Raw genomic sequence first — 13,017 nt, 5'->3', positions numbered from 1 at the left:
ATAAGAAATTGATGTGCGCAGATGTGGCTCATATGGCTGATGCGGCTCATATGGCTCAGTCAGCAGCTGCGTCTGCGCCCGCTCCCGCTCGGCGTACTGATCCATCCCTAGACCCCCGTCCGATCCCCCGTCGCTCACTCACCCCTTTAAACGACCGGTCCCATCAGCAGGTTCCCGGCGGCAACGGATACAGTCACGCCCAGGCAACCAGGGGACATAAGGAGAGGGTCATTACCGGCAACCGGCTGACGAGCTGGGCGTTCGCCGACGCCTTTGTCGCCGAGGACGACGCGCTGCGCTGGGCCCGCGACCGGGCCCGGGAGGCAGGGCTGCGCTCGGTGTCGCCCGGCACGGGCGCCGCGCTGCGGGTGCTCGCCGCCACCGTGGACGCGAAGGCGGTGGCGGAGATCGGGACCGGGACCGGTGTGTCCGGGATCCATCTGCTGTACGGCATGCGGCCGGACGGGGTGCTGACCACCGTGGATCCGGAGCCGGAGCACCAGCAGTTCGCCCGGCAGGCGTTCCGCGCGGCCGGCTTCGCCAGCAACCGCGCGCGCTTCATCCCCGGCCACGCCCTCGACGTACTGCCCCGGCTCGCGGACTCCGGGTACGACCTCGTCTTCTGCGACGGCGACCGGCTGGAGAGCCTCGACTATCTCGCTGAATCGTTGCGCCTGCTCAGACCCGGTGGCCTCGTGGCCTTCGAGGGTGTCTTCGCCAGTGGCCGCACCGTGGACTCCGGCCCTCAGCCCACCGAGGTCATACGCCTGCGGGAGCTGCTCCGCGCGGTCCGCGAGAGCCCCGAGCTCGTACCGTCCCTGCTCCCGGTGGGCGACGGCCTGCTGTGCGCGGTCAAGCGCTGAGGACCTCCCCGGACCGGCTTGGCGGTCACACCCGGCACAACCCCGGTACAACAGCGCCCCGGCACTCGCCGAGTGGCGGTGCCGGGGCAGCTGAAAGGGTATGGTCGCTACGCGCGTCAGCCGACGACCTTCTTGAGGGCGTCGCCGAGCGCGTCGGCCTCGTCAGGGGTCAGCTCGACGACGAGCCGCCCGCCGCCTTCGAGCGGAACGCGCATGACGATGCCCCGCCCCTCCTTGGTCACCTCGAGCGGGCCATCGCCCGTCCGCGGCTTCATGGCCGCCATGCTCGTACCCCTTCCTGAAACCAGCTCATCGCCAAAGCCGACGGCCCTGGAGGGCAGGCGCGGTCCCACCTGCGGGCACGCGACACCGGCATCGAACACATTGCTTCCAGGCCATTATCCCGCATCTCATGACCCGATGACCAACATCAGTCGGCATCGCTTGGGCAACGCGCGCGAGCAAAACCACTCAATTCGGCGATGTGACTGCGATACTGCGCCACCGCACGGTCCTCGGCGGCCGCTCGGCCGATCGAGATTCTTTGACGCAGGTCACACGCTCCGCCCACGCCGCCGCCCGTGATCTCCGCCATGCTGTGCTGTGACGCAGGGCGTACTGACCAGTACGTCGCCAGCCGCGACATCGGAGGGGAACCGCCATGGCCGACACCGTGCTCCACGAGGTGAGCGACGGGCTCGCGACGATCACGCTGAACCGCCCCGAGGCGATGAACGCGCTGAACGTCGCGACCAAGGTCGCGCTGCGGGAGGCCGTGGAGGCCGCCGCCTCGGACGACGCCGTACGGGCCGTGCTGCTGACCGCCGCCGGCGACCGGGCGTTCTGTGTGGGGCAGGACCTGAAGGAGCACATCGGGCTGCTGGCCGAGGGCTCGGGGCAGGTCATGAGCACGGTCAAGGAGCACTACAACCCCGTCGTGAAGGCCCTCACCGGCATGGCGAAGCCCGTGGTGGCCGCGGTGAACGGTGTGGCGGCCGGCGCCGGCTTCGGCTTCGCGCTCGCGGCGGACTACCGCGTGGTCGCCGACACCGCCTCCTTCAACACGTCATTCGCCGGGGTCGCGCTCACCGCCGACTCCGGGGTCTCCTGGACCCTGCCGCGGGTGATCGGCCCCGGTCGCGCCGCCGACCTGCTGCTGTTCCCACGCAGCATCAGTGCGCAGGACGCGTACGAGTTGGGGATCGCCAATCGGGTGGTTCCGGCGGCGGAGCTGGCCTCCGAGGCTGCGAAGGTCGCTCGCGCGTTGGCCGGGGGGCCGACCCTCGCGTATGCGGCGCTGAAGGAGTCGCTGGCGTTCGGGCTCACGCACTCATTGGAGGAGGCGCTGGAGAAGGAGGACGAGCTGCAGACCAGGGCCGGGGCCTCCGAGGACCACGGAATCGCTGTGCAGGCGTTCGTGAACAAGGAAAAGCCGAAATTCCTGGGCCGGTGACGGTTCGCGGGGAACTGCGCGTCCGTTGTGGCTGGTCACGTGGTTCCCCGCGCCCTAAAGGGGCACGCTCCTCGCCACGCAGGTCTCCAAGTGGTCGTCGACCAGACCGCACGCCTGCATCAGGGCGTATGCCGTTGTGGGGCCCACGAAGCGGATGCCTCGCTTCTTCAGGGCCTTGGACAGGGCCTTCGACTCATCGGTGACCGCGGGGACGTCCGCCAGGGTCTTCGGGGTGGGGCGGGTGGTCGGGTCCGGGGCGTGGGACCAAATCAGGGTGTCCAGTTCGCCGGGGGTCCAGTCGGCCAGGACCTGGGCGTTGGCGATCGTCGCTTCGATCTTGGCCCGGTTGCGGATGATGCCGGGGTCGGCGAGAAGGCGGGCCTTGTCGGATTCCGTGAAGGTGGCGACTTGGGCGATCTTGAAGTCGGCGAAGGCGGTGCGGAAGCCCTCGCGGCGGCGGAGGATCGTGATCCAGGACAGGCCCGACTGGAAGGCCTCCAGGCACAGCCGCTCGTACAGGGCGTCGTCACCGTGGACCGGGCGGCCCCATTCCTCGTCGTGGTACGCCACGTAGTCGTCGGTGGACAGGGCCCAGGGGCAGCGGAGTGCGCCGTCGGGCCCCGCCAGCGCCATACCGTCACTCACTGGTGATCGCCCTCCTCCCGCTTGTGCAGCGAGTTCAGGGTCGCCTCGCGGGCGCCGGCGAGGGCGGACTCCAGGTCGGCGATACGGGCGTCGCGCTCGGCGATCTCGGCGCCGAGGCGGCCGAGGGCGTCGTCGACGTCGACCATGCGGTAGCCGCGCAGGGCGAGCGGGAAGCGGAGCGCCTCCACATCCGCCCGGTTGACCGGGCGGTGCTCCGGCAGCGGATCCTGGAGGCGCTCGCCCGCGGCCTCCGGCAGTGCCGCGCTCTCGCCGCCGCCCACCACGGCGAGCGTCACCGCGGCGACCACGACCGCGAGCGCGACGACCAGGAACAAGAACATGAACATCGTTGAGGTCCCCACGCTTCGGCTGTTGTCTCGGATCCGAGTTCTCTCCGGCTCCGATCGTGCCATGCGAGTCTGACAGTTAGGGTCGCAGGCGGTTAAGTCGCAGGTGGTCCACAGGGCGCAGGGGAAGAGGGCACAGCGGATGCTCAGACTGGGCAGGCGGGAATTCGGCGTGCACGAGCCGGTGATCATGGCGATCGTGAACCGGACCCCCGACTCCTTCTACGACCAAGGGGCCACCTTCCTGGACGAGCCCGCGCTCGCGCGTGTGGAGCGTGCGGTCGCCGAGGGGGCCGCCATTATCGACATCGGCGGGGTGAAGGCCGGGCCCGGGGAGGAAGTGACCGCCGAGGAGGAGGCGCGGCGGACGGTGGGGTTCGTCGCGGAGGTGCGGCGCCGGTTTCCCGATGTGGTCATCAGCGTCGACACCTGGCGGCACGAGGTCGGTGAGGCCGTCTGCGAGGCCGGGGCGGATCTCCTGAACGACGCGTGGGGCGGGGTGGACCCCCGGCTGGCGGAGGTCGCGGCGCGGTACCGGGTGGGGCTGGTGTGCACGCATGCCGGGGGGTCCGAGCCTCGTACGCGGCCGCATCGGGTCGAGTACGGCAATGTCATGGCCGACATTCTTCGGGTGACCGTGGGGCTGGCGGAGCGGGCGGTGGCGCTGGGGGTGCCGCGGGAGTCCGTGCTGATCGATCCCGGGCACGACTTCGGGAAGAACACGCGGCACAGTCTTGAGGCGACTCGGCGGCTGGGGGAGATGGTGTCCACGGGGTGGCCGGTGTTGGTGTCTCTGTCCAACAAGGACTTTGTGGGCGAGACGTTGGATCGGCCGGTGAAGGAGCGGGTGGTGGGGACGCTGGCGACGACCGCCGTCTCGGCGTGGTTGGGGGCTCAGGTGTTTCGGGTGCATGAGGTGGGCGAGACGAAGCAGGTGCTCGACATGGTGGCGTCGATCGCGGGGCACCGGGCGCCGGCCGTTGCCCGGCGGGGGCTCGCCTGAGGGTTTTCTCGCCCCCGCCGCCCCTACCCGTCCCATCCTCGTCCCATCCTCCAGGGGCTGCGCCACTTCGACCCCCTGCGCGGGAGAGCTCGGGAGTCCGGTGTGTGAGGCGGGTGCGGGTGAGTGGGGGCTTGTCGCGCCCACGCGGCGGAGCCGCAAATCGACACAGCCCCGCGCCCCTGAAGCCGGGGGCCACGCCCCGGCTTCAGGGGCCCGCAGGTCAGCGGCCGGCCTCCTTGGAGACCAGGGCTACCGCCTCGTCCACGTCGTCCGTGACGTGGAACAGGGTCAGGTCCTTCTTCGCGGCCTTGCCCTCGGCCACCAGGGTGTGGGTGAGCCAGTCGACCAGGCCGCTCCAGTAGGACTCGCCGAAGAGGACGATGGGGAAGCGGGTGACCTTCTGGGTCTGGACGAGGGTGAGGGCCTCGAAGAGTTCGTCGAGGGTGCCGAGGCCGCCGGGCAGGACCACGAAGCCCTGGGCGTACTTGACGAACATCATCTTCCGGACGAAGAAGTAACGGAAGTTGAGGCCGATGTCGACGTAGGGGTTGAGGCCCTGTTCGAAGGGGAGCTCGATGCCGAGGCCGACGGAGGTGCCGCCGGCTTCGAGGGCGCCCTTGTTGGCCGCCTCCATGGCGCCGGGGCCGCCGCCGGTGATCACGGCGAAGCCCGCCTCCACCAGGCCGCGCCCGAGCCGCACGCCCGCGTCGTACTCGAGAGAGTCGACCGGTGTACGGGCCGAGCCGAACACGCTGATCGCGGCGGGGAGTTCGGCGAGCGTGCCGAAGCCCTCGATGAACTCCGACTGGATGCGCAGGACCCGCCAGGGATCGGTGTGGACCCAGTCGGAGGGGCCGCCCGCGTCCAGCAGGCGCTGGTCGGTCGTGCTCGCCTGCACCTGAGTGCGCCTGCGCAGCACAGGTCCCAGCCGCTGCTCCTCCGGTGGCTGCTTCTTGCCCTCGGGGTTGCCGGTCGCCATGTCCGCTCCCTCCGCCATGCTGGTGGTTCACCTCAGCGTAGATCCACGAGGGTTACGGACGGGGTACGCGCGCGTGTCCGCCACAATCCGCCACCCGGTACTTCTCCGAACTTCTCCGAACTTCTCCGACAGACGTGGTCTCACGCCGTCAGCCATGCCCTCAGGCGCTCCTCCCCCGCCAGGATCGTCGCCGTGTCCACGCGTTCGTCGCGCTTGTGCGCCAAGTGGGGGTTGCCGGGGCCGTAGTTGACGGCCGGGACGCCGAGCGCGCTGAAGCGGGAGACGTCCGTCCAGCCGTACTTGGGCTGAGGCGTGCCGCCGACCGCCTCGATGAACGCCGCGGCCGCCGGGTGGGAGAGGCCTGGCAGGGCGCCCGGGCTGTGGTCGTCCACGACGAACTCCTCGACGCCGCAGTCGGCGAAGACCTCGCGGACGTGGGCGAGTGCCTCCTCCTCCGTACGGTCGGGCGCGTAGCGGAAGTTGACGGTGACCACGCATGCGTCGGGGATGACGTTGCCCGCGACCCCGCCCCCGATGCGTACGGCGTTCAGGCCCTCCCGGTACTCCAGGCCGTCGATCACCGGGTAGCGCGGCTCGTACGCGGCGAGGCGGGCCAGGATCGGGGCCGCCGCGTGGATGGCGTTGGAGCCCATCCAGCTGCGGGCGGAGTGGGCGCGCTCGCCCTTGGTCTTCAGCAGGACCCGCAGCGTGCCCTGGCAGCCGCCCTCCACCTGGCCGTTCGAGGGCTCCAGCAGGACCGCGAAGTCGCCCGCGAGCCACTCGGGGTGGGCCTCGGAGACGTGCTTCAGGCCGTTCAGTTCGGCGGCGACCTCTTCGTTGTCGTAGAAGACGAAGGTCAGGTCGCGGTTCGGGGAGGGGACCGTGGCCGCGATGCGGAGCTGGACCGCTACGCCCGACTTCATGTCGCAGGTGCCGCAGCCCCATAGGACGCCGTCCTCGTCGAGACGGGAGGGGACGTTGTCGGCGATGGGGACGGTGTCGATGTGGCCGGCCAGAATCACGCGCTCCGCCCGCCCCAGGTTCGTACGGGCGACGATGCTGTTGCCGAAGCGGTCGACCGTGAGATGCGTCAGCGGGCGCAGCGCGGCCTCGATCGCATCGGCGAGCGGCTTCTCCGTGCCGCTCTCGGAGGGGAAGTCGACGAGCTGCGCGGTCAGCCGCGCGGCGTCCTGCGTGAGGTCAATCGGGATCTCGGCCATGCCGTCGACCCTAACGCGCCACCGGAACCGCCCCGGACGGCGCCGGGCGGGCAGCATGCGCGGGGCTCGGCGGGCAGCGCGCACGAGACCCTGCCAGGCAGCGTGCGCGAGGCCGGGCACGCGCCACGCACGACGCCAGGCAGACGGCACGCGCGAGACCGGGCAAGCGGCGTGCGCAAGGCCGAGCAGGCAGCGTGGACGAGACCGACCGTACAGCGTGCACGAGGCCGGGCACGCGGCATGCGCGGGAGCAGGCGGGCAGCGTGCACGACACCAAGCGGATCTTGGTTGTGCAGCTCCGCTACAACTACCGGGCCTACCCGGACGCCGCACAGCGCCGTGCGCTGGCCAGTGCGTTCGGGTGCGCCCGCGTGGTGTGGAACGACTGCCTGCGCGACCGGAAACAAGCGCACGCGGCGCGGCTGCCGTATGTGAAGTCGGCCGAGCTGTCCCGGCTTCGCATCACCCAGGCCAAGCGCACCGAGGAACGCGCCTGGCTCGCCGACGTGTCGGCGGTCGTCCTGCAACAGTCCCTGCGGGACCTGGACACCGCCTACAAGAACTTCTTCGACAGCCTCAAGGGCAAGCGGCAGGGCCGCAAGGCCGGCCCTCCCCGCTACAAGTCGAAGAAGGACACCCGGCAGTCGATCCGCCTCAACACCAACGCCTTCTGCCTGAAGGGCGACGGGCACGGTGTACGTGGCCAAGGTCGGCAACCTCAAGGTCAAGTGGTCTCGCAGGCTTCCGGCCGCACCCACGTCCCTGACCGTCACCAAGGACAGCTGTGGCCGGTACTTCCTCAGCTTCGTCGTGGACACCGGGCCGGACAGCCTGCCCGAGCTGGAGACCGACGCCGGTATCGACCTCGGACTGTCCGCCTTCGCCGTCCTGTCCGACGGCAGGAAGATCGACAGCCCGCGCTTCCTGCGCCGGGCGGAGAAGAAACTCAAGCGTCTTCAGCGGGAGCTGTCCCGTAAGGCCAAGGGATCGAAGAACCGGGCCAAGGCCCGCATCAAGGTCGCACGCCAGCACGCCAAGGTGGCCGACCGGCGCCGGGACTTCCACCACAAGGCATCCACACAGATCATTCGCGACAACCAAGCGGTGTACGTGGAAGACCTCGCGGTGTCCGGCCTCGGCCGCACCCGGCTCGCCAAGTCCGTGCACGACGCGGGATGGTCCGCGTTCGTCGGCATGCTGGAGTACAAGGCGGCTCTGCACGGCCGCACCTTCGCCAAGGTGGACCGCGCTTTCCCGTCCTCTCAGGTCTGCTCGGCCTGTGGATTCCGGGACGGTCCCAAGCCCCTGCACGTCCGGGAGTGGACGTGCGGCGAATGTGGCACCGTGCACGACCGCGACCACAACGCAGCACGCAACGTCCTCTTCGAAGGACGCCGAATCGTCGCCGCCGGACGGGCGGAGACGCTAAACGCCTGTGGAGCGCCGGTAAGACGGGCACCCGTGCCCGCACAGCGCGGTGAAGCAGGAAGCCCCCGGAAGGGTCAGACGACCCAGGCCGGAATCCCTGGGCTTTAGGCCAGGGAGCACGTCAAGAGTTGCACATCTCGCTCACGCCGCCGAGGGTCGGCCGAAGCGCTGCGGCAGTGCTAGGGAACGACTCTGAGTAGCCTGTTGGGTGAACCGCTCCCGATGTTCCGTAGGACTCCGATCGTCGCTCCGCTGACGAGGGCGCTGTGTACGGCCGCCGGGCCGGCGGTGGGGTGGGTCGTGAGGTAGACGGCCGCGGCCCCCGCGACATGAGGGGCTGCCATCGAGGTGCCGGAGAGCGTGGCTGCCGCCGTGTCGCTGGTGTGCCAGCCGCCGGTGATCGACGCACCGGGGGCGAACAGGTCGAGCAGGTAACCGTAGTTGGAGAAACCTGCCCTGAAGTCAGTACTGGTGCTGGCCCCCACCGTGAGGGCAGAGCTCACCCGGGCGGGTGAGGAGTAGACGGCGTTTCTGTTGTCGTTGCCGGCGGCAACCGCATAGGTGACACCGGAGGCGATGGAGTTGCGCACCGCGGTGTCCAGTGCCGTGCTGGCGCTCCCGCCCAGCGACATGTTGGCGACGGCAGGGCCGGTGCGGTGCGAAGTGACCCAGTCGACGCCCGCGATGACACCCGAGGTGGTGCCGGAGCCGTCGGCGTCGAGCACTCGTACCGCCACGATTCTGGCTGCCTTCGCCACGCCGTACGTCGCGCCGGCGACCGTGGTGGCGACGTGGGTTCCGTGACCGTTGCCGTCGGAGGCGATGGTGTCACCGTCGATCGCGTCGTAGCCGTATGCGGCACGCCCGGCGATCTGGGTGTGAGTGATGCGCACGCCCGTGTCGATCACATACACGGTCGCTCCCCTGCCCGCCGAATCCGGGTAGGTGTACGACCGGCTGAGCGGAAGGCGGAACTGGTCGATCCGGTCAAGACCCCACAGCGGGTTGAACTGGGTCGCGTCGAGGTGGACCTTCTGGTCCTGCTCGACGGACGCAACGGCCGGGTCGGCCGCGAAGCTCCGCGCTCCGGCGGCGCCCACGCGGACGGCGTAGCCATTGAGTACGGAGCCGTAGGTCTTCCACACCGTGGCACCGTACTTGGCCGCCAGTTGGCCGCCTTTCCTTGAGTTCGCCTTGAAGCCGACGGAGTTCTTCAGTGTGACGATGTAACGGCCGTCGACGGCGTCGGGCGAATCCTCGTACAGGACCCTTCCGGCGGCGGGAGCGGCCTCGGCGGGCAGGACGGTGCCGCACCCGATGGCTGCGGCCGAGACCATGGCGGCAACCGCCGAAACAGTCCGCCTTCGGGGGGTGAACGTTTCTCGCATCTTGAAGGGCCTTCCTCGGGCGGATCCGCGACAGTGATCGCTGATACTGCTGATCCGAGGATGGCCAGACGATTCATCACCGATAGGCCTCTTTGGCTACTTTCACTCATATTTATTACTGATTCTCATGTTTATGTGAGCTATTGAGGCCTGCGCTGGAATGTTCGGCGACATCACCCATGTGGACTGCTTCTACCGGCGGCCGCGGCAAGAGTGTCCGGCTCCGCCCGCAGCACTTCTGGTTCCGCGGCTGCAAAAAGCAAAGGCAAGGAGCGCGCTCTCCTTGCCACTCTCAACGTACAGCCCGCTGGGGGGCTTGCCGCAAGACCCGGGTCACGGCGCAGAATCGTCGGCCGAGGCCACAGCACAGTGGTGGGGCCGGGAGTGCAGTCGCGGACGATCGGTGCGGAGGTGCGGGGGTGCGCGCCGTCCGACTGGGCGGAGCGGCCGGCCGACTCGTCAGAGGGAAGGCAACCAGGGATGAAGACGTGCTCGACAAGAGGTTCGACAGAGTTGGAGGCGCTGGTGATTCGATCGGCCGGCGCAGTGCAGCGGAGCACGGTCGCCCCGGAGGTACGGCAATGACCGAGCGGTACGTGCGGGATCTTCAAGAGGTTGACGAGACGCAGGTCGGGGTCGTTGGGGGCAAGGGCGCGCACCTGGGCGGGCTGTCGGGGATCGAAGGCATCCGCGTGCCGGGTGGCTTTTGTGTGACGACGGACGCCTTCCGGCGGATCATGGCGGAAGCGCCGTCGATCGACGATCGGCTCGATCAGCTGTCGCGCTTGAACCCGGACGACCGGGAAGCGATCCGCACGCTCAGCGCGCAGATTCGCCGAACCATCGAAGGGGTTGCCATTCCGGGCGATCTCGCGGCGGCGATCACCCGCGCACTCGCCCAGCTCGGCGAGCAAGCCGCCTACGCCGTCCGATCCAGCGCTACGGCAGAGGACCTGCCGACGGCCTCCTTCGCCGGCCAGCAGGACACGTACCTGAACGTGGTGGGGCCGGCGGCGATCCTCCAGCACGTCAGCCGGTGCTGGGCCTCGCTGTTCACCGAGCGGGCCGTGACCTACCGCCAGCGGAACGGCATCGACCACCGTACGGTCCACATGGCCGTGGTCGTGCAGCAGATGGTCTTCCCGCATGCGGCCGGCATCCTGTTCACGGCCGACCCCGTCACGGGCAACCGGAAGGTCGCCACCGTGGACGCCGGCTTCGGCCTCGGCGAGGCCCTGGTCTCCGGCCTGGTGAACCCGGACGTCTTCAAGGTGCGCGACGGCGAAGTCGTCGCCAAGTCGATCGCCGCCAAACAGCGTGCCGTTCACGCCCTGCCGGACGGCGGCACGCAGGAAGTGGCGATCGACTCGCAGCGGCAGGAGCGGCCGACGCTGACGGATGCGCAGGTCGTGCGGCTCGTACAGCTCGGGCGGCGAATCGAAGCCCACTTCGGCCGCCCGCAGGACATCGAATGGTGCCTGGCCGATGAGGGCTTCCACATCGTTCAGAGCCGGCCGATCACGACGCTGTTCCCCGTCCCCGAGACCGGCGACCAGGACAATCACGTCTACGTCTCCGTCGGTCATCAGCAGATGATGACGGACCCCATGAAGCCTCTGGGGTTCTCCATGTGGCAACTGACGGCGATGGTGCCGATGCACGAGGCCGGCGGAAGGCTGTTCGTGGATGTCACCCGGCGCCTGGCCTCGCCCGCGAGCCGCGCCGGCCTCCTGGACGTCATGGGGAGGGGCGATCCGCTGGTCAGGGACGCGCTGGAGACCGTCCTCGACCGCGACGACGATTTCGTCCCGTCACTCCCGGACGCGGGACCCGGCAGGCCGCCGGCCGGCGGTGCCTCCGCCCAGATCGAGACCGATCCGGCCATCGTCACCGAGCTGATCGAGCGCAGTCAGGCGTCCATCGCCGACCTGGAGCGCGACATCCGGACGAAGACCGGACCGGCGCTGTTCGACTTCCTGCTGGAGGCCTTCGAGGAGCACAAGCGGGTCCTCAGTGATCCGCTGAGCCATCAGGCGATCATGGCGGGGATGGAGGCCACGTGGTGGCTCAACGACAGGCTGCGGGAGTGGCTGGGCGAGAAGAACGCGGCTGACACGCTCACACTGTCCGTCCCCGACAACGTCACGTCGGAGATGGGACTGGCGCTGCTCGACGTCGCGGACGTGATCCGCCCTCAGCCGGAGGTGGTGGCGTTCCTGCAGGGCGTCGAGGACGAGGGTTTCCTGGAGGAACTGGCGAAGCTCGCGGGCGGGACCGAAGCGCGCGACGCCATAGAGGCCTACCTCGACCGGTACGGTATGCGCTGCGTCGGCGAGATCGACATCACGAGGCCACGTTGGCGCGAGCGACCCACCACGCTCGTGCCCGTGATCCTCGACAACGTCAGGAACTTCGAACCGGGCGCCGCCGAGCGGCGCTTCGAGGAAGGTCGGCAGAAGGCGCGGAAGAAGGAACAGGACGTGCTGTCACGCTTGCGGGCCCTGCCGGACGGGGACCAGAAAGCCGACGAGGCCAAGCGGATGATCGACCGGGTCCGAACCTTCATCGGGTACCGGGAGTACCCGAAGTACGGCATCGTCAGCCGCTACTTCGTCTACAAGCAGGCCCTGCTGGCGGAGGCCGAGCGCCTCGTGCAGGCCAACGTGCTTCCTGCGAAGGAGGACATCTTCTACCTCACCTTCCATGAACTCCATGACGTCGTGCGCTCGAACCAGGTGGACGACCAGCTCATACAGCAGCGCAAGGACGCGTTCCGGTCGTACCACGCGCTCACACCGCCCCGCGTGCTCACATCGGACGGCGAGGCCGTCACCGGGGCATACCGGCGCGACGACGTGCCGGCCGGCGCCCTGACCGGCCTACCGGTGTCCGCCGGGACCATCGAGGGAAGGGCCCGCGTCATCCTTGACATGGCGGAGGCCGATCTCGAAGCGGGCGACATCCTGGTCACGACCTTCACGGACCCCAGTTGGTCGCCGCTGTTCGTCGGAATCGCGGGCCTGGTGACGGAGGTGGGCGGCCTGATGACCCATGGCGCAGTGATCGCCCGGGAGTATGGCTTGCCCGCCGTCGTGGGCGTGGAGCAGGCCACCCGGCTGATCCGGGACGGACAGCGGATCCGCGTGCACGGAACCGACGGGTACATCGAGATCCTGCCGTGACCGACCACACCGAGAAGCCCCATCTCGCCCTGGCCGACAGCGGCCTCAGCCGTATCTCCCGGTCTTCTCCGCCGGAATGGCGGCCGGTGGAGCGATCTCATCATGCGCCGCATCAAGCAGGCATTCAGCGCCGGTAGTTGTTCGCGGCGGCGATGGTGGCCAACTCGAGCGCCACCACGTGCCCGATCGCGATGAGCGAGTCCGGATCCTCGGCGTACACCGGTCGCAACCTGCCGCGCCTTTCGTCGTTCGGCTGCGTCGCCTTGAACCAAACGGGTGCGTACGGTGGTCCGTCCCGTACGGTCGAGGTGCGGGCCGGTGCGATGGTCCGGCACCGCTTCGACCTGCGTGCGAGCCGCCGCTGGTACGACCTGACCGTCACGTCCGCCGCGGATCCGACGTTCCTCCGCCGGTTCGCGGGGCACGTGGAGAACGGGCGTGTGGGAGTGAGTGATCCGGCGCTGGGGTCGTAACCGGGCGTCTAATAGCTCGGGGGGAACTGCGACGAG

The 13,017-nt window shown here is 69.2% G+C and carries 11 protein-coding genes and 2 pseudogenes; 6 read left to right on the top strand and 7 right to left on the bottom strand.

Translation table 11 applies throughout. The annotated features are described in order from the left end of the window. The first annotated feature begins 230 nt into the window (after nt 1-230). A complete protein-coding gene (locus tag CES90_RS44415; protein ID WP_308437866.1) occupies nt 231-863 on the top strand; it encodes an O-methyltransferase in 633 nt (210 codons plus the stop codon). 116 nt (nt 864-979) lie between these two features. Here CES90_RS44415 and CES90_RS44410 read toward each other — a convergent pair whose 3' ends face one another. Next, nucleotides 980-1,147 carry a DUF3117 domain-containing protein gene (locus CES90_RS44410; protein ID WP_003966491.1) on the bottom strand — a complete coding sequence of 56 codons (168 nt, stop codon included), beginning with the start codon at nt 1,145-1,147 and terminating at the stop codon, nt 980-982. Nucleotides 1,148-1,524: 377 nt separating this feature from the next. Here CES90_RS44410 and chcB point away from each other — a divergent pair, with 377 nt between their 5' ends. Then, complete coding sequence (gene chcB, locus CES90_RS44405) at nt 1,525-2,316, top strand: 2-cyclohexenylcarbonyl CoA isomerase (RefSeq protein ID WP_189783823.1); 792 nt, start codon at nt 1,525-1,527, stop codon at nt 2,314-2,316. A gap of 54 nt (nt 2,317-2,370) precedes the next feature. Here chcB and CES90_RS44400 read toward each other — a convergent pair whose 3' ends face one another. Both CES90_RS44400 and CES90_RS44395 read right to left on the bottom strand, forming a co-directional pair. Further along, complete coding sequence (locus CES90_RS44400) at nt 2,371-2,961, bottom strand: DNA-3-methyladenine glycosylase I (protein ID WP_269801982.1); 591 nt, start codon at nt 2,959-2,961, stop codon at nt 2,371-2,373. Then, a complete protein-coding gene (locus CES90_RS44395; protein WP_189783822.1) occupies nt 2,958-3,308 on the bottom strand; it encodes a DivIVA domain-containing protein in 351 nt (116 codons plus the stop codon). The genes CES90_RS44400 and CES90_RS44395 overlap by 4 nt, the downstream gene beginning before the upstream one ends. A gap of 142 nt (nt 3,309-3,450) precedes the next feature. Between CES90_RS44395 and folP the strand changes: the two genes are divergently transcribed. Then, complete coding sequence (gene folP / locus CES90_RS44390; RefSeq protein WP_189783821.1) at nt 3,451-4,311, top strand: dihydropteroate synthase; 861 nt, start codon at nt 3,451-3,453, stop codon at nt 4,309-4,311. Between the two features lie 220 nt (nt 4,312-4,531). On the opposite strand, the gene CES90_RS44385 is transcribed toward folP, so the two are convergent. Both CES90_RS44385 and dapE read right to left on the bottom strand, forming a co-directional pair. Beyond that, the gene (locus CES90_RS44385; RefSeq protein ID WP_189783983.1) at nt 4,532-5,290 is read right to left on the bottom strand and encodes an LOG family protein; all 759 of its coding nucleotides are present in this window, start codon (nt 5,288-5,290) and stop codon (nt 4,532-4,534) included. A 140-nt stretch (nt 5,291-5,430) separates the two neighbouring features. Then, complete coding sequence (dapE, locus tag CES90_RS44380) at nt 5,431-6,510, bottom strand: succinyl-diaminopimelate desuccinylase (RefSeq protein ID WP_189783820.1); 1,080 nt, start codon at nt 6,508-6,510, stop codon at nt 5,431-5,433. Between the two features lie 290 nt (nt 6,511-6,800). On the opposite strand from dapE, the pseudogene CES90_RS44375 reads away from it, so the two are divergent. Continuing rightward, a pseudogene (locus CES90_RS44375) lies at nt 6,801-8,046 on the top strand (RNA-guided endonuclease InsQ/TnpB family protein). A gap of 71 nt (nt 8,047-8,117) precedes the next feature. Here CES90_RS44375 and CES90_RS44370 read toward each other — a convergent pair. Next, nucleotides 8,118-9,275, bottom strand: coding sequence for a S8 family peptidase (locus tag CES90_RS44370; protein ID WP_373313619.1), 1,158 nt, complete (start codon nt 9,273-9,275; stop codon nt 8,118-8,120). 632 nt (nt 9,276-9,907) lie between these two features. Here CES90_RS44370 and rph point away from each other — a divergent pair. Then, nucleotides 9,908-12,508 (top strand): rifamycin-inactivating phosphotransferase, encoded by a 2,601-nt coding sequence (rph, locus tag CES90_RS44365; protein ID WP_189788218.1) that lies wholly within the window; start codon nt 9,908-9,910, stop codon nt 12,506-12,508. Nucleotides 12,509-12,632: 124 nt separating this feature from the next. Here rph and CES90_RS50770 read toward each other — a convergent pair whose 3' ends face one another. Further along, nucleotides 12,633-12,728, bottom strand: a complete 96-nt coding sequence (locus CES90_RS50770) for a hexameric tyrosine-coordinated heme protein (protein ID WP_229914477.1) — start codon at nt 12,726-12,728, stop codon at nt 12,633-12,635. Nucleotides 12,729-12,780: 52 nt separating this feature from the next. Between CES90_RS50770 and CES90_RS44355 the strand changes: the two are divergent. Continuing rightward, nucleotides 12,781-12,981 (top strand): annotated as a pseudogene (locus CES90_RS44355) (phospholipase domain-containing protein); the annotation flags it as partial. Between the last annotated feature and the right edge of the window lie 36 nt (nt 12,982-13,017).

This window comes from Streptomyces capitiformicae, assembly GCF_002214185.1.
In the GTDB taxonomy this organism is placed as follows: domain Bacteria; phylum Actinomycetota; class Actinomycetes; order Streptomycetales; family Streptomycetaceae; genus Streptomyces; species Streptomyces capitiformicae.
The sequence above is the reverse complement of the archived record's forward strand: the minus strand, read 5'-3'. Positions and strand labels throughout refer to the sequence as shown.